The 17,239-nt window shown below is 32.2% G+C and carries 19 protein-coding genes and 1 tRNA gene; 12 read left to right on the forward strand and 8 right to left on the reverse strand.

Annotation, left to right across the window (positions count from 1 at the left end; all coding sequences use genetic code 11):
• The 4 genes from MK083_04915 to MK083_04930 all read left to right on the forward strand — a co-directional run.
• Positions 1-651 (forward strand): ammonium transporter (locus MK083_04915; GenBank protein ID MCH2673795.1); only part of this gene is annotated, 651 nt, incomplete at its 5' end.
• A gap of 70 nt (positions 652-721) precedes the next feature.
• Positions 722-991 (forward strand): winged helix-turn-helix domain-containing protein, encoded by a 270-nt coding sequence (locus MK083_04920; protein MCH2673796.1) that lies wholly within the window; start codon positions 722-724, stop codon positions 989-991.
• A 192-nt stretch (positions 992-1,183) separates the two neighbouring features.
• Positions 1,184-2,188, forward strand: coding sequence for a fructose-bisphosphate aldolase class I (locus MK083_04925; protein ID MCH2673797.1), 1,005 nt, complete (start codon positions 1,184-1,186; stop codon positions 2,186-2,188).
• Positions 2,189-2,190: 2 nt separating this feature from the next.
• A complete protein-coding gene (locus MK083_04930; protein ID MCH2673798.1) occupies positions 2,191-3,354 on the forward strand; it encodes a M20 family metallopeptidase in 1,164 nt (387 codons plus the stop codon).
• Here MK083_04930 and MK083_04935 read toward each other — a convergent pair.
• Positions 3,351-4,142 carry an SDR family oxidoreductase gene (locus tag MK083_04935; protein MCH2673799.1) on the reverse strand — a complete coding sequence of 264 codons (792 nt, stop codon included), beginning with the start codon at positions 4,140-4,142 and terminating at the stop codon, positions 3,351-3,353. The genes MK083_04930 and MK083_04935 overlap by 4 nt on opposite strands.
• 63 nt (positions 4,143-4,205) lie before the next feature.
• On the opposite strand from MK083_04935, the gene MK083_04940 reads away from it, so the two are divergent.
• The gene (locus tag MK083_04940) at positions 4,206-5,306 is read left to right on the forward strand and encodes an alanine--glyoxylate aminotransferase family protein (protein MCH2673800.1); all 1,101 of its coding nucleotides are present in this window, start codon (positions 4,206-4,208) and stop codon (positions 5,304-5,306) included.
• On the opposite strand, the gene MK083_04945 is transcribed toward MK083_04940, so the two are convergent.
• Positions 5,303-6,457, reverse strand: a complete 1,155-nt coding sequence (locus MK083_04945; protein MCH2673801.1) for an alpha-hydroxy-acid oxidizing protein — start codon at positions 6,455-6,457, stop codon at positions 5,303-5,305. The two genes, MK083_04940 and MK083_04945, sit on opposite strands and share 4 nt — an antisense overlap.
• A 116-nt stretch (positions 6,458-6,573) precedes the next feature.
• On the opposite strand from MK083_04945, the gene MK083_04950 reads away from it, so the two are divergent.
• Positions 6,574-7,665: a pyridoxal-phosphate dependent enzyme gene (locus tag MK083_04950; protein MCH2673802.1), complete on the forward strand. Its 1,092-nt coding sequence runs from the start codon at positions 6,574-6,576 to the stop codon at positions 7,663-7,665.
• Here the strand turns inward: MK083_04950 and MK083_04955 are convergent.
• Positions 7,655-8,836 (reverse strand): pyridoxal phosphate-dependent aminotransferase, encoded by a 1,182-nt coding sequence (locus MK083_04955; GenBank protein ID MCH2673803.1) that lies wholly within the window; start codon positions 8,834-8,836, stop codon positions 7,655-7,657. The two genes, MK083_04950 and MK083_04955, sit on opposite strands and share 11 nt — an antisense overlap.
• Positions 8,833-9,258: an RDD family protein gene (locus tag MK083_04960; GenBank protein MCH2673804.1), complete on the reverse strand. Its 426-nt coding sequence runs from the start codon at positions 9,256-9,258 to the stop codon at positions 8,833-8,835. Before MK083_04960 ends, MK083_04955 begins: the two co-directional genes overlap by 4 nt.
• Before the next feature lie 91 nt (positions 9,259-9,349).
• Here MK083_04960 and MK083_04965 point away from each other — a divergent pair, with 91 nt between their 5' ends.
• Both MK083_04965 and MK083_04970 read left to right on the forward strand, forming a co-directional pair.
• On the forward strand, positions 9,350-10,129 hold the full coding sequence (locus MK083_04965) for an SDR family oxidoreductase (protein MCH2673805.1): 780 nt from the start codon (positions 9,350-9,352) through the stop codon (positions 10,127-10,129).
• Positions 10,130-10,139: 10 nt separating this feature from the next.
• Positions 10,140-11,540 carry an ADP-ribosylglycohydrolase family protein gene (locus MK083_04970; protein ID MCH2673806.1) on the forward strand — a complete coding sequence of 467 codons (1,401 nt, stop codon included), beginning with the start codon at positions 10,140-10,142 and terminating at the stop codon, positions 11,538-11,540.
• Positions 11,541-11,557: 17 nt separating this feature from the next.
• On the opposite strand, the gene MK083_04975 is transcribed toward MK083_04970, so the two are convergent.
• The 3 genes from MK083_04975 to MK083_04985 form a co-directional block, all read right to left on the reverse strand.
• Positions 11,558-11,634: transfer RNA gene (locus MK083_04975), tRNA-Arg, on the reverse strand.
• Between the two features lie 69 nt (positions 11,635-11,703).
• The gene (locus tag MK083_04980; GenBank protein ID MCH2673807.1) at positions 11,704-12,900 is read right to left on the reverse strand and encodes an NAD-dependent formate dehydrogenase; all 1,197 of its coding nucleotides are present in this window, start codon (positions 12,898-12,900) and stop codon (positions 11,704-11,706) included.
• 68 nt (positions 12,901-12,968) lie between these two features.
• On the reverse strand, positions 12,969-13,598 hold the full coding sequence (locus MK083_04985) for a DedA family protein (GenBank protein MCH2673808.1): 630 nt from the start codon (positions 13,596-13,598) through the stop codon (positions 12,969-12,971).
• 303 nt (positions 13,599-13,901) lie between these two features.
• Here MK083_04985 and MK083_04990 point away from each other — a divergent pair, with 303 nt between their 5' ends.
• Positions 13,902-14,138 (forward strand): hypothetical protein, encoded by a 237-nt coding sequence (locus MK083_04990; protein MCH2673809.1) that lies wholly within the window; start codon positions 13,902-13,904, stop codon positions 14,136-14,138.
• 85 nt (positions 14,139-14,223) lie between these two features.
• On the forward strand, positions 14,224-14,676 hold the full coding sequence (locus tag MK083_04995) for a c-type cytochrome (GenBank protein MCH2673810.1): 453 nt from the start codon (positions 14,224-14,226) through the stop codon (positions 14,674-14,676).
• Between the two features lie 32 nt (positions 14,677-14,708).
• Here the strand turns inward: MK083_04995 and larB are convergent, their stop codons facing one another.
• Positions 14,709-15,371, reverse strand: a complete 663-nt coding sequence (larB, locus tag MK083_05000; GenBank protein MCH2673811.1) for a nickel pincer cofactor biosynthesis protein LarB — start codon at positions 15,369-15,371, stop codon at positions 14,709-14,711.
• A gap of 113 nt (positions 15,372-15,484) precedes the next feature.
• Between larB and dnaN the strand changes: the two genes are divergently transcribed.
• Together dnaN and MK083_05010 are read left to right on the forward strand one after the other, a co-directional pair.
• Positions 15,485-16,612, forward strand: coding sequence for a DNA polymerase III subunit beta (dnaN, locus tag MK083_05005; protein ID MCH2673812.1), 1,128 nt, complete (start codon positions 15,485-15,487; stop codon positions 16,610-16,612).
• 268 nt (positions 16,613-16,880) lie between these two features.
• A complete protein-coding gene (locus tag MK083_05010; protein ID MCH2673813.1) occupies positions 16,881-17,237 on the forward strand; it encodes a hypothetical protein in 357 nt (118 codons plus the stop codon).
• Positions 17,238-17,239: the final 2 nt, after the last annotated feature.

Below are 17,239 nucleotides of genomic sequence, written 5' to 3' on the forward strand. Positions count from 1 at the left end.
GTTTTGATGGCTCTTGGTGTTTTCATACTTTGGTTTGGTTGGTTTGGATTTAATGCTGGTTCAACAGTTTCTGGAAACGATGGATCAATAGCAGTAATTTTCATAACTACAAACTTAGCTGCAGCTGCTGGAGCAGTTGGTGCCATGGTTCTTTCATATGCAATTTGGAAGAGATTTGATGTGTATATGACACTTAATGGAGTAATTGCAGGTTTAGTTGCTATTACTGCAGGTTGTGCAAATATGGGCCCTGGAATGGCACTAATAACAGGACTAATTGGTGGTTTTGTTGTTGTAGGTTCCGCAGTCTTCCTTGAAAATGTTCTAAAAGTTGATGATCCAGTTGGTGCGATTGCAGCACATGGATTTACAGGAGCTTGGGGAACATTAGCTGTAGGCTTATTTGCCCAAGAAGAATTTGGCGGAATTAATGGATTATTATTCGGAGGTGGTGCCGGACAACTTGGAGCTCAATTTGTCGGTGTGATTGCAGCCTTCGTATTTGTTTTTGGAACTTCATTTGTGGTATTCAAACTGATTGATCTAACTATCGGTATGAGAGCATCAGATGAAGAGCAAGAAATCGGACTTGATGTTACTGAACATAGTGCATCAGGATATCCAGATTTCACAAACGTTACTCAAAAATAAATTTTTACCTTATAACTGGCTCCCTAATCCCTCTGGGGAGCCAGAATTTTAGCTAAGAAGGATTTTGAATATGCTTAAGGTCAAAGAAGAAATATATGAGATTTCTTACAATAATGAAGTTATAGATTTAACTCCAAAAGAGTATGAACTCTTAAAAACACTTATATATCAATCACATAAAGTTCTTAGTAAATCTGAAATTACTGAGCAAATTTGGCCAAATAAAACTCCCAAATCTAGAGTTGTTGATACATATGTATCTCGAATTAGAAAAAAATTAAAGAGATTCGGGCACCCTGGAATAATGGTTCAAAGTAAAAGAGGATATAGGCTTATCTAAATGCCAGCAAATAATATCCTAAAATCTTGATTTATAATTATAAATAAAAAAATTTTAGATTAGATAAAATTTACCTAAAGTTCTCTCATTGAACTCAATTTCCAGTTACAATTTACCTTAAGATGCGATAGATTCTAAAATAATATAATCGTTTTATTAACTTTTTTATTCGGTTTAATATGGAGAATTTTAATGAACAAAAATGAATTAAAAAAAGTTGCAAATTTTATGGTATCTCCTAGAAAAGGAATATTAGCAGCTGATGAAAGCACAGGAACCATAAAAAAAAGGTTTGACTCTATAAAGCTAGATTCTACTGAAGAAAATAGAAGAGACTGGAGACAGCTTCTTTTTCAAACAAGGTCAATATCCGACTACATAAGCGGAGTTATACTTTTTGACGAAACTCTGAGACAAAATACTTCTGATGGTCAATCTATTGTTGAACTACTAAATGAAAATGAAATAGTACCAGGCATTAAAGTTGATAAATCTACACATCAACTAGCAGGTTTCCCTGGAGAAGTGATCACTGAAGGATTAGATGGATTACGTGACAGACTTCAAGAGTATTACGATATCGGAGCTAGATTTACTAAATGGAGAGCAGTCATTAATATTAGTGATATCCTACCCAGTAAATATGCAATAAATGTTAATTCTTACCTTCTAGCAATGTACGCATCTTTAAGTCAGGAAATAGGATTAGTGCCTATAGTTGAACCGGAAGTTTTAATGGATGGTGATCATACAATAGATAAATGTTCTGAAGTTACTGATATTACTTTGTCTAAAGTTTTTCAACATCTCAATGAAGCTGATGTTTATTTACCAGGTATTATACTGAAGCCAAATATGATTTTATCAGGGAAAGATTCCAAGAATAGAGCTAAACCAGAATCTGTTGCAAATTATACTATTGATGTATTAAATAAAAATGTGCCTTCTGAAGTTCCAGGTATAGCCTTTCTATCTGGGGGGCAAGAAGATCAAGAATCCATTGATAACTTGAACTCTATAAATTTATTAGCAAAAATTAAAAAATCCCCATGGCAACTAACTTATTCTTATGGAAGAGGATTACAATCTGCTCCATTAAGAATTTGGAATGGGAAAAAAGAAAATATAGCTATGGCTCAAAAAGAATTTGAAAAAAGAGGGATTTCTGCTTCAAAAGCGAGTCAAGGGATTTATTAATTATGGATTTTAAAAAATTATTAAGTAATACCGATAATAACTTAATTACTCATAGAAGAATACTTCATTCAATTCCTGAATTAGGATTTGAAGAATATAAAACTTCACAATATATCCAAGATGAGCTAGAAAAATTAGGAATTCCTTTCAAAACTGATTATGGGAAAACTGGAGTAGTTGGCATAATTAAGGGAGGATTAGGAGGAGGAAGATCCATAATGATAAGAGCGGATATAGATGGATTACCCTTAACTGAAGAAACTGGACTAGATTTTGCTTCTAAAAATGGAGCTATGCATGCCTGTGGTCATGATGGACATGTATCTATTCTTTTAGAAACTGCTAGAATTTTAAATTCTCTAAAAGATTCACTTAAAGGTGAAATAATTCTGTGCTTTCAACCTGCAGAAGAAATTGTTCAAGGCGCACTGGCTATGATTAATGATGGTTTATTTGACGATTATCATCCAGAAAGAGTTATTGGACTTCATATTTGGAACCAATTACCTTCGGGATTTGTAGGGGTTAATGATTCAGCTGTTTTTGCTTCTGCAGATGCTTTTTCATTAGAAGTTAAGGGTAGAGGAGGCCATGGAGCGCTACCTCATCTTAACATAGATCCAATTGTAGCGGCATCTCATATTATTTCTAATGCCCAGACTATTGTAAGTAGGGAAATATCCCCTCAAGATCCAGGAGTATTAACTTTTGGAAAAATTGAATCAGGATTTGCTCCTAATATTATTCCTGATACAGTGAATATAGAAGGAACAATTAGAGCATATTCACAAGAAGTTCGAGAAAAAATTTACTCATCATTGGATAGAATTAGTAAGTTGAGTGCAGAATCTATGAGATCTACAGCAAGCACAGAAATCATGTATGGAGCCGGTCCAGTCGTAAACGAACAAGAAGTAGCATCATGGGTCAGAGATAAGGCTAGAGAAGTCTTGGATGATTCATTAGTTGGACCAACTGAACCTGTAAGTGTTGGTGATGATATGGCTGAATTTTTACAGAGAATTCCAGGGGTATATTTTCTTTTAGGTGCAAGTGTAGGTAATAAATATCCACACCATAATACTAAATTTGATTTTGATGAAAAAGCTATGATTAATGGTGTAAAAGTTTTTTTATCTTGCACCCTAGATTTCTTAAATAACTAGACTACCGGAGATGTTCCTCCATCAACATTAATAGCTGTTCCTGTTACATAACTAGCTTTAGATGATGACAAGAAACAAATAACATTACCTACTTCTATAGCTTCACCAACTCTTCCCATTGGCACATTTTTTCCCATAACTTCCCAGTGATCTTCTAGTGTGTAATCAGGCTTTTCCTTCTGAATATTTTCTACTCTAGTTCTGTGTTGACCAGATTTTAGTAGTCCAACACAAACAGTATTAACTCTTATATTTTGGGCTGCATATTCTTTAGACCATGCTTTTGTTAGAGAAATTCCTGCAGCTCTAGATAGAGAGGTAGGTTGACTTCCTCCTGCTGTTGCTTTTCCACCAGGTGTTGTTATATTGATAATACTTCCTGATCTATTGGATTTCATATCATCTATGACTGCTCTGGCACAAAATATTGCTCCATAAACTTTTAAGTTAAGATCTTCAGTTAATTGTTCATTTGTCATTTCCTCAAGCGGAGAAGCAGATGACGTCCCAGCGTTATTAACTAGAATATCAATTTTTCCAAATTCATCTTTTACTTTATTTATTGAGCTTATAACTGAAGATTCTTCTCTTACGTCTGTAGATATTGCTAATACTTTACCCTTAGCATCTCTTTTGATCTCTGTAACAGCGTTATCAAGTTTTTCTTGAGTTCTTGCAAGAATTGCTACATTGGCCCCTTCTTTAGATAATGAGATTGCAGCAGCTAAACCAATACCGTCACTTCCTCCCGTAATTATTGCATTTTTGCCATTTAATCCAAGGTCCATATTTTTGTCCTTTCAGTTATAATTTAGTTAATTCTTAAGAATATATATTAACAGGAATTTTCTTTGAAGCCTCTAAAAGTAAATAAAAGAATTATTCTAGGACCTGGTCCATCATCTGCTAATCCAGATGTCTTAAAATCTATGTCTAATCCAATACTTGGATATCTAGATCCAGATTTTTTTAAAATATTAGATGATGTAAGAGTCAGTCTTAAGGATCTTTACAGGACTAAAGATCATGCATTTGCTTTAAGTGGATCAGGATCTTCCGGAATGGAAGCTGGTCTAACTTGTTTAGCAGAAAGAGGTGATAAAGTTATAATTTGTGCTTATGGATATTTTTGTGAGAGACAAATTTTGATGGCAGAAAGACTTGGTTTAGAAATAATTCCTATAAGAACCGAATGGGGTAAACAAATGGACCCTTCACTTCTAGAAGACGCTCTAAAAGAAAATCCTGATACTAAACTTGTAGTTGCTACACATGCTGAAACGAGTACAGGAGTTTTGCAAAATATAGAAGAGTTAGGAAATATAGTTTCTAAAACTGACGCTTTATTTATGATTGATTGCGTTACTTCAATAGCAGGAACAGAAATTCTTTTTGATGATTGGAATTTAGATTTTGCATATTCAGGATCGCAAAAATGCCTTGCCTCTCCTCCAGGATTGTCTCCATGTGCTATGTCTGAAAAGGCATATCAATATATAAAAAACAGAAAGGCAAAGCCATCATCATGGTATCTAGATTTATCTTTGGTAAATGATTATTGGGATAAAGATCATATACCTCAATATACGGTTGCAGTGAGCTCAATCTATGCTCTTTATGAATCTCTCAGACTTCTTGAGGAAGAAGGTTTAGAAAATAGATGGAATAGGCATAAAGTTAATGCTGAAAAACTAAGAGCAGGTTTGACTGAAATTGAACTTAATTTACCTATATCTCCAAACGATAGATTAGATCAATTAACCGTAGTTACTAAACCTGACCACATAGATGACGTTGAATTCAGAAATAAACTAATTTATGACTACAATATTGAAATAGGTAGAGGGCTTGGAGACTTTTCAGGGAAAGTATTCAGAATTGGTCTAATGGGAGAATCTTGTAAGTCTGAGTATGTTGACCAAATATTAGAAGTTTTTAGAAAAGAAATTTAATTATTATATCTAAACCTCAGGTTATTCATTCCAAGCTCACTTATGTTTTTACAACCCATAAGTTTCATATCCCTCTCTAGAGCAGTTTTATATAATCCCAAGGCTTTCTCAACACCAGCCTGACCAGCTGCAGCAAGGGCATAAAGATATAATCTACCACCAGCAACGGCCTTTGCTCCCATAGATAATGCCTTGAGCATATGCGTTGATCTTTGTATTCCGCCTTCACAAATTACATCAATTTTATCTCCAACAGCATCCATTATTTCAGCAAGTTGATCGAAGTTAGATCTCTGTCCATCAAGTTGTCTGCCTCCATGATTAGATATGATTATTCCTGTACATCCTATATCGATGGCTCTTTTTGCATCTTCAACAGACATAACTCCTTTTAGGGCAAAATGACCACCCCAATCTGAAGAAAGTTTTTCCGCATCATTCCAATCCATGGATTGATCTAGCATGGTTGAAAAGTATTGTCCAATAGAAGTGGATACATTAGATAATTCACTTACGCTGTCTTTTAGAAGTGGTAACTCGAATTTTTCTCTAAGAACATAGTTCAATCCCCACTTAGGTTTTGAAATAAAACTATACAAGCTTCCTAAAGTTAATTTTGGAGGAGAAGTAAATCCGGTTTTTAGATCTCTTTCTCTATTTCCTGAAGTTATTGTATCGACTGTAAGAGCTAAAACATCGAATGATGATTCCTTAACTCTATCTAAAACAGCATCATTTATTCCATGATCTTTATGATAGTAAAACTGAAACATTTTTGGAGTATTTATTTTACTTAATTCCTCTATTGGTACAGTACCAATCGTAGAAAGCCCAAACATTGTTCCAAATTTTTCAGCTGCTTTTGCTACAGCTCTCTCTCCTTGATGATGAAATAATCTTTGAAGAGCGGTAGGAGAACAGTAAAAAGGTAAATCTAATTTCTTTCCAAAAATAGTTGTAGATAAGTCTATATCTTCAACTCCACGAAGAACATTTGGAACAAGATCTACATCTTCATATGAACTAGTATTTCTTCTATATGTTGTTTCATCTTCAGCAGCTCCATCAATATAGTGAAATATTGGAGATGGAAGGTTTTTTTTAGCTAACTTTCTAAAGTCATGAAAGTTATTACAATGTTTAAGTTTCATATTAGATATTTAAATTTTTTACACTAATAGTTAATCTTACATTCTTTAAATAAAGTCATCATCTTTTTCTTTGCTTAAATCGTTCATTTCCTCCATAATTTTAATAAGGATTTATAATGAAAAAATATTCTCTGAATTGTTCTATTTGTGATGTTAGACAATCTAATAACTCAATTTCTAATATTTTTTGTGACTGCAACCGTAAAGCTTTACTTTATTGTGAAGATATTTCAATTAATAATATAAATCCTATTGAATCTATAAAGAATTCTAAAAATTTAATCTCACTTGGGGAGGGAAATACGCCATTAGTTAAGTTAGAAAAAATTGGTGAAAAACTAGGCCTAAATAAATTATTTGCTAAGCTTGAATTTATGTCTCCAACAGGTTCATTTAAGGATAGAGGTAGTGCCTTAGTTGTGAGTGTTGCTAAAAGAGAAAAAGTTAAAGAATTTGTGGAGGATTCTTCTGGAAATGCTGGTGCATCTCTATCTGCTTATGCTGCTGCGGCAAATATAAAAGCTCATATCTTTGTTCCGGATACTGCAGGAAAGGGTAAACTCGATCAAATATCTATTTTTGGAGCAAAATTACACAAAATATCAGGACCAAGGGAAAATTCTACTATTGAAGCAAAGAAATTCTCTGAAAAAAATGATATTCCATATATATCTCATAATTTATCGCCATATTTTTCTGAAGGTATGAAAAGCTTTGCTTATGAAATTTATAATGAGATCAAAGAAATAGATCATATAATTTTTCCAACAGGAAATGGATCTCTACTTCTAGGTACCTGGAGAGGTTATAAAGACATTATGAAATCTAATAAAACTATCCTTCCTAAATTACATGTAGCTCAGTCTAAGAATATTGAACCAATAGTAGCTAAATTAAATAGCAAAAAATGGAAATTTGATATACACAAAAAAACTCTCGCTTCTGGAATATCTGTTTCTAACCCTCCAAGAATTAATGAGATTATTCAAGCTGTAAAATCTTCTGCAGGTGAAGGGGTTTCATCTACTGATGAAGAAGCTCTTATTTGGCATGATATATTGGCAAAAGAAGAAGGGATTTTTAGTGAAATAACGTGTGCTTTTGTTTTTCCTGCATTAGAAAAACTAATAAGAAACAAAAAAATTAAAAAGGATGAAACTGTTCTTCTACCAATCACTGGATCTGGATTAAAAGAACCTATTTTATAGATTCAAAAGCTTTCTTGAATCCCTCTATTGATCCTTCGAGTACCCAATCATCAACACTATAAGATATTCTAAAGTATCCTTCAAGACCAAATCCTCTACCAGGAACTGTAAGAACTTTTGAATTTTGAAGTATATTTACAAATCTACTATCATCCTCAATTGGTGATTTGGGAAAAAGATAAAAAGCCCCATCTGGCTTTACACATTCATATCCAATCTTTATTAGCTCATTATATATAAAATCTCTTTTTTGCTTATAAACATTTATATCTACAGATTCTTCTTGAATATCCTCTATAGATTTTTGCATAATTGCTGTTGCATTTACATGCCCTAAGGTTCTTAAAGAAAATACTAATGCATCATAAAGTACTTTTTTATCCTTATCCTTTGGAGATAAGGCTATGTACCCAATTCTTTCTCCTGCTAGCCCTAAATCTTTAGAATGAGATGTGACTACAATTGATCTATCGTGATGAGGAAAAACAAAAGGATATTTTTTATTATCAAATATGATTTTTCTGTATGGTTCATCAGATATAAGATAAATTTCAGTATCTAGCTCTTTTTCTTTTGAAGATAGTATTTCACCGATTTTCTCTATAATTTTTCTTGGATACAAAACGCCAGTTGGGTTATTTGGTGAATTTATTATTATACCTTTAGTATTTTTTGTAATCCTTTCACTTAAATCAGACAAGTCAGGGAAGAAATTTCTATCAGTTTTAGCAAGGACTGGTATTCCATTATGATTTTTAATATAGAATAAATATTCAACAAAGAAAGGACTAAAAACTATAATTTCATCATTTGGATTTAATATAGATTTTAAAATTGCATTTAATCCACCTGCTGCACCTGTAGTTATGATAAGTTCTTCAGCTGTTATAGGAAAATTAGATTCTTTTGCTAAGGAATTAGCCACTTTTTCTCTTGTAGATAGAAATCCCTGATTTGGCATATATCTGTGAAGCCCTTTTTCATCTGAATTAGACAGTTCAATTAATTTTCTTTTGAATTTTTCAGGAGGCTCTAGTAATGGATTTCCTAAAGATAAATCGAAGATATTTTTTTCACCAAATTGCTTCTTTAATTCGATTCCTTCCTCAAACATTTTTCTTATCCAGCTAGATTGTTCTAGCACATCAAGAATTGCTTTAGATATAATCATTTTTTTCTTTCCACTCGTTTATCTTTAATAACTAAAGTTTCAAAAAATATATCATACCATGCTCTATTTTTTTCATCTTTAATTATCCATAGAATACCAATTAGTAGAGGAATAGAGGAGAAAATTTTTCCTCCAATTTCTCTTGCAAATGCTGCTCCAATTCCTATCTTATTTCCTTCTGGATTAACTACTGATATTCTAAGGGCCCATTTCCCTATAGTTTTACCATACAAACCAGTTGGTATTACTAGATAAGAGAAACATACAATTATTATTATGTAATCAAAAATTTCTGTGCTAATAGAAAAAATATTTCTTCCTATAATATTGAATCCAAAATATAAAAGTAGAACATAAAATAGATCTACGATAAAAGCCATAAATCTTCTTCCTATTCCTGCAATTTTAAGTTCTTTTTTCATATCTAAAATTCCTCTAATCTTTTTATGGTATATAAATTTTGAAATTTCGAATATATTATTTACTTAATTATTTGTGTATCGGAGGGAAAAATTGTCTAGATTAAATAATAAAGTAGCAATAATAACAGGTGCAGGTTCAGGTATAGGTTTAGCAACAACTAAGATTTTTCTTGAAAATGGATGTAAAGTTATTTGTTCAGATAATAATGAAAAATCTTTAGAGAAAATAAACAAAGATTTTTCAAATTATAAAGGTGATTTTCTTACTCTTAAGGCAGATGTTTCTAAAAAATCAGAATGTAAGGATACTACAAAATTCACAGTTGATAATTTTGGGAAAATAGACATTTTGGTAAATAGTGCAGGAGTTAGCCAAAGACAGGCTCCTGATCAGAACTGGGACTATGAGAAAAAGTGGGATTTTGTGATGGATATCAACTTAAAGGGATCTATGATGATGTCTTATGAAAGTGTAGTTTATATGAAAGAAAACAAGGTAGGATCAATTATCAATTTAGCATCAATAATTGGAATGGTTGGATACAATGACATCTTAGAATTATCAGATGGATTTAATCCTTATCCACATTCAAAAGGTGGAGTAGTTCAATTATCTAGAGATATGGGTGTAAATCTTGCAAAATTTAATATTAGAGTGAATGCTATATGTCCTGGTTATGCTTATACAAATTTGACTACAGCCTTAACTAAAGATAAGGAGATGGAAAAAAAATTAATAGACCTTCATCCATTAGGAAGATTGGCCACAGGAGAAGACGTTGCTAAAGCAGCGTTATTTCTTGCTAGTGATGATTCCTCATTTATTACCGGAGTATTATTACCCGTGGATGGTGGATATACAGCTAAATAAAGGAGAAAAAATGTTAATTAGATTAGATACGCTAAGAGAAAGGCTTCATGGAGTTGTACTTAACAAAGGTGAACAGGGTTATGATATAGAAGGATTACAGGATCAACTTGATAATTTACAAGATAGTTATGATGAATTTGTAAATTTTACTAAAAAATTATTAAGTCTAAAAATTAGGCCTGATTGGTCTTATGTTGAACCAAGTTCTATAAATGATATTTTGAATGAAATGGATCCATCCAGACCTAAAGGTCAAATTAAAAAAGTTGATATAGAAGATAGTTCAAAAAGAGTAGAAGCAGCTTTTATAGCATCTTTATGCGGATGTATGTTAGGAAAGCCATTAGAGGCTATGTTTACAGGGCATGAAATTATGAAAGCTCTAAAAGAAATAAATCAATGGCCTATGACTGATTACATAACAAAAGAAATAGAAAATGTTTTACCTAGAGTTCATAGATCTTTTCCAGAAACAGCTAAAGAGTATATAAATTATGTAGCTCCAGATGATGATATTAATTACACAATTATGGGCATGTTGATTTTAGAAAAATTTGGTTCAGATTTTACACATGAAAATATGAAAGAACTTTGGATTCATCATTTGCCAATAGGAACAACTTTTGGGCCTGAAAATACAAAGTTATTAAAGTCAGGAATGGATTTAAAGATTGATGGAATGGATAGATCTACTTTTCTTGAAAAGGGCGGCAATGGGCCAAGAAATATTTTACCTTCTGAAAACTCAGAAGATTTAATTGATGTTTTTAATGATGTATTAAATCCTGGAGATGAATTATGTGGAGCAGCAATTAGAGCTGATGCTTATGGTTATGCTTATCCTGGAAACCCTGCAAAGGCTTCTGAACTAGCTTGGAGAGATGCTAGCTTTACCCATAATCGAACTGGTGTTTATGGAACTATGTTTATTGCAGCGGCTATTTCATGTGCTCAAATCATGGAAGATAGAGATGAAATAATTGAAACAGCTCTTAAGTTTGTGCCCCAAAAAAGTCGTTTTTATGAAAGAGTTTCAGTTTGTTTTAAAGATGTAAGAGAATCTAATTCTTGGGAAGAAGCATACGATAAAATAAGTGATAAATATGGAGAATATGGTCACTGCAGAATTTATCAAGAGATTGGTATGTTAATTAATACTTTGAACTTTGCTGAAGATGTTGGTCATGGAATTTGTATTCAAGTAAGTCAAGGTGCCGATACTGATAGTTTTGGAGCAACTTCAGGTTCTCTTCTGGGAGCATATTTTGGCCCAGGTTTTCTTGATGATAAATGGGTAGAACCATTTAATGATGATATTCATACAGGATTAGCATGGTTTTTTGAAAGGTCTATTTCTAAATTAGCAAAAAGAATGTCAAATCTTCCAAGAATGACAAATTCATTGAAGTAGCCTTGTTATTTATTTAATGGCACGCCCGGGAGGATTCGAACCCCCGACCTATTGGGTAGAAACCAATTGCTCTATCCAGCTGAGCTACGGGCGCATGACGACATATACTATTATAAAATTTAAATTTATCTATTGCCAATGCTTATTTTGGTTAGTGAAGCTTTTACTTCTTAAACTTTGCTGCTTCTTCAGATCCACCAGTAGCACTTCCTTTAGTATAAGAATGGGCTCCCATTCCTGCTAGATCTCCGTTTTCTACTATGAGATATTCATTTCTTATTTTTCTTCCCTCAAAAAAACATTCAAGTATTTCTCTTACTCCCGCAGCATATCTAGTTTGTGCAGACAAAGAAGTACCACTTGTATGTGGTGTCATACCATGATTAGGCATTTTTCTCCAAATATGATCATTAGGAGCAGGTTGAGGAAACCACACATCACCTGCGTACCCACTTATATGACCCGACTCTAATGCTCTGGCCATAGCTTCTCTATTTACTATTTTTCCTCTTGCAGTATTAATTACATATGCACCTTTCTTACATTTATTAATTAATTCATCGTCAAAAAGATTTTCTGTTTCAGAATGTAAAGGACAACTGATATTGATTACGTCACATACCTTGACTAAAGACTCAACTGTGTCGTGAAAAGTTAAGTTTAATTCTTTTTCTTTTTCTACAGGCAATCTGTGTCGATCGTTATAATGTAGATGAACATCAAATGGATACATTTTCCTTAAGACATCATAACCAATTCGTCCCGCAGCTATTGTTCCAACATGCATACCTTCGACATCATAAGATCTCTTAACTGCGTCAGCAATATGCCATCCACCATCATTAACAATTTTATGCTGATTATGATAATCTCTAACCATAGCTAATATCATCATTACTATATGCTCTGAAACGGACCTTGAATTACAATATGTAACTTCTACAACATCTACATTATTATCTATAGCAGCTTGTAAATCGACATGATCTGATCCAATCCCAGCTGTTATAGCCATTTTCAATTTTTTTGCAGACTCTATTCTTTCTTTTGTTAAATAGTATGGCCAGAAGGGTTGAGAAATTACTATGTCTGAATCAATTAATTCTTTATCAGCTACACAACCTTTAGCATCTTTATCAGATGTCACTACAAGTGTGTGTCCATTTTCTTCTAAGAATTTTCTCAAACCTAATTCTCCTGAAACACACCCTAGAAGTTCACCTCTCTTGAAATCTATAGTTTTTGGGTTTGGAAGAGACATTCCATCTGGATATTTATCGAGAATAGGGATTTCGTTTAATGGATATGATTTTGGCATACCATCTGTAGGATCGTCATATAAAACGCATAATATTTTCATAATATTTTCCTTATATTTATAATTTCTTTAAGATTTATATTTATATTATTAGAAATTTTTATTTTTGGTTATTGATTTTGTTTTATTTTGAAATACTTGAATAAAAAATATCCTATGATAACTATTATCAAAATTATAAGAATTGGAAATCCAAATCCTCCAACATAATTTTTTATTTCTGAATAGTTTTCTCCTAAATTATTCCCAATATAAACATAAATAAAAAGAGTTGGATATGAAGCTATGAAAGTATATGCTACGTATTTATAAAAATTAAGATTATATATACCCGAAATTACTGAAGTAATAGTTTTGGGTATAAAAGGGATCATTCTCGTTATAAAAATAAAATAAAATTGATTCTTTACAAAGAACTTTTCTTGTTTCATTAAGTCCTCTTCAGAGATAAATAAATATTTTCCATACTTAATTATGAATTTCCTTCCGACAGCTTTTGCCAAATAAAATTCAAACAAACACCCTATCGTAGAACCAATAGTTGCAATCAAAGATAATAAAAATACTTGAGAAATATTATCAGCAAGTATCCATCCCGCTAGAGGAAGAATAATTTCAGCTGGAACGGGTAGGGCAGTCGGATCTAAAATCATCAAAATAAAAACACCTAAATAATCTATAGTTTCTAAAACTTTAGTTATCCACTCGATTATTGAATTTTCTAAACTTAGGCTACCCATTTAAGCTCTTTAATTTATTGTTCTTATAAAAAGTATACAAAAATTAAAAAAGAGCCCTTAAATCAAAATCAAAATAAAAATAAAAAAAGTCATTACTTAATTAAAAAAACAAGACAACATATATGAATTACATGAATATCATATAATATTCAGATAATTATCAGAAAAATTTCGTTTTTTTGATAATTATTATTTGGCTAAAATAAGTTCAAATAATATAAAGTTTTGAACAAGTTCAAAACTAAAACAATAAAAGTATTGAATTAGTTTTGTACTTTTTCTTTGCTATGTTATAATCAAAATATGGCTAACGAATCAAAAAAAACATCTAAAATGTTAGGTGTTGAAAAGAAGTTCAAAAGAGAGCTCGAAAAAGTTATACCAGAACTAGTTAATGAGTTTGGTCTTACTGGTGCTGCTAAGCAGCTAGGCGTTGGTAAAGCAACCTTATCATATTGGATGCTAAAGCTTGGAATTCAATTTAGAAAAGTTGCTCTAGCTCCAGGGGAAAATATAGAAATTAAGAGATTATCTGATTAATAATTACTTTTTTTATATTTATTTTTCTTATTTACTACTTTATTCTTAAAATGAATTATAGAAAAAAACGAATTATACTCACAAAATGAATAAAAAATTTACTTTACTGTTTATTTTCACTTTATTTTCCGCACTACTTGTATCATGTAGAGAGGTTACTGTAGATCCTTCTCCTCCAGTTGTATTTCAACCTACGCCTGCAACATCTGAAAAACTCATGGCAGGAGCTGCTCCGGTTGTACAAGTAGTAATAGTAGGAAATCCTGCTGCTGGTGAAGAATGGTTTCTTACACAAGGCTGTAATGCTTGTCATTCTACTGGTGCAGAGAAATTGGTTGGTCCTGGTCAAAAAGGAGTTTATGCTAGATCTGGAGCAAGGCCTGGTTACGGATCAGCTGATGAATATATAGAAGCTTCGATAAGATATCCTGGGGAATATCTAGTTGAAGGCTACTCAAATCTTATGCCGGCAAGTTGGGAAGAGGCTGAAAAGCAAGATATTGCTGACGTAATTGCATATTTGAAAACTCTAGAATAATTTAGTTACAAGCCAACTTAATAAACAAAAAATCATCTCTTAGCTATTAGTGCTGCTTGATATCCAGCAGAGAAGCCAGCATCAATATTAACCACCGATATTCCAGGCGCACATGAGTTCAACATTGTAAGTAAAGCGGAATATCCTTTTTCTCCTGTTCCAAATCCTACAGATGTTGGAACAGCGATGACTGGTTTATTTACCAAACCAGCAACAACTGTGGGTAGCGCGCCTTCCATTCCAGCTACAACAACTATGCAATGGGCTTTTTTAATTTTTTCAATTTTACTTAAAATCCTGTGTATCCCTGTTACACCAACATCATTAATTATCTCAGTCTTTGCCCCCATCAATGAAGCTGTTATTTCTACTTCTTTAGCTATTGGTATATCTGAGGTACCCGCACTAACGACAGACACAATACCACTAGTATTTTTGATATTTTTAGATGACCAAATCATTTTTGCATTGGAATCGAATTTTGCTTCAGGAATTATCTTTATAACTTTTTCATAAGTTTCAATATTAGTTCTTGTAATTAGAAAAATACCAGAATTATCATATATTCTTTTAGCAATTTTAGAAGATTGATCTGGGGACTTTGTTTCTCCATAGATTACTTCGGGAAAACCTGTTCGTTTTTCTCTTTCATAATCAATTTCAGCGAATTCGATTGTATCATCTTTATTAGTCATTTATTTATTTTACATTATTAAAAAATTAAACTGATTATTATAAATCCCTTGTAAATTACGTTCTAGTTTTTATAATTTACATATTATTTAGTAAAAAATTGGAAGGCAACCTTATGAAGCTCAGCTGCATACAATCAAACTTAAGGAAAGGCTTAGCAATCGTTAGTAGGGCAGTAGCTACAAGATCAACTATTCCTGAAACTCAAAATGTACTCATTGCAACAGATAATGGAAGACTAAAATTAACCGCAACAAATTTAGAAATTGCTATAACTACATGGATTGGTGCTCAAATAGAAGAAGAAGGAGCAATAACTATACCTGCAAGAATGCTATCTGATTTCATAAACTCGCTTCCAGATAAGAAAGTTGATATTGAGATGGTACCTAATCCCATAGGATTAAAAATACATTGTGCAAATTTTGATGCTCAAATGAACGGTATTGATCCTGAAAGTTATCCTCCTATACCTAATATTACAGATGGCCCTAAAGTATCAATTTCCTCTTCAGATTTTAAGAGTTCTTTATCAAGAGTAAAATTTGCTGTGGCTTCAGATGAATCTAGGCCTGCTCTGACTGGAGTAAAAGTTGATATCAAAAATAATCAATTTACACTTGCTTCAGCTGATGGTTTTAGATTGGCTGTAGAAACTGGTAGTTGTGATTCTTCAGTAGAAGACGATATTTCTGTCATTGTTCCTGGAAGAACAATGAATGAAATTTTTTCATTACTAGGTTCTGATAACGGTATGTTGGATATGACTGTTACTGATCAAAAAAGTCAAGCACTTTTTAAGTTTGGAGATGTAGAAGTTGTTACTCAACTAATTCAAGGGAATTTTCCAGATTATGAAAGACTAATTCCTTCTGAAAAAGGTACTATTTGTAGAGTAAACAGACAAGAAATCATACAAGCCACAAGTGCTGCTTCAGTTTTTGCTAGAGATGGCAGTGGGATAATTAGAATGGTTTCTGAAAATATTGATGATGAAGGCTCTGTTAGGATTATGTCTCAAGCTGAAGAACTAGGATCAAATGAAGCTCGAATTAAAGCCGAAATTGAAGGAGAAGAAGCTAGAATAGCATTTAATTCTAAGTTCCTTGGAGAAATCTTAGGAGTTTTAGACGGAGATGAAATTGAAATCGAAACTATGAGTCCTTCATCTCCTGGAGTATTTAGGTCAGCGGCAAACTCCGGATATCTTCATATAATTATGCCTATGTTCGTACAATGGTAATAATTTATTATCAATGATCCTTTGGAAATGATAGAATTATAATGAGCCGACTACTAAGAATTATTTCTTAGTACAGGATATTTGGCCCTCTTATTAAAATATTTTCTCTAATCCACTTTAGATTATGTTTTTTGAGGGTCATTTTGTTTTTAATTGATATAATTTACAAGTGCTATTAATTATTTACGGAACTAATAACTAATAGCACATTTTTTATGAAAAAATATCTCTCAATATTTTAAACTAAATTTATGAGGTGAATTATAAGATGGAATTGATATATGCAGTAAAAGATGGATTTAAGAATTATACTAATACTAAAATTACAGCTACAAGATCTCAACTCTACTATTGGTTTTTATTCGCATTAATATCAATTACACTTTTTAACTTAATTGATATTGTTATTTTTGATTCAAATACATATAGCCAGTTATTCGAACTAAACGAACCCACAGGATGGTTAAGTAGAATATGGTTTTGGTCTATAGTTACCCCTTCAATAACAATTATTATAAGAAGGATAAAAGTTATGCCTAAGCCTATATGGAAACAAAGATCATTTGTAGATATTCTTACAATGGTAGTAATTTTGATGCTTATGTTACTAATACTCGCTTATTAGGT

The organism is Dehalococcoidia bacterium (assembly GCA_022451965.1).
In the GTDB taxonomy this organism is placed as follows: domain Bacteria; phylum Chloroflexota; class Dehalococcoidia; order Lucifugimonadales; family Lucifugimonadaceae; genus TMED-70.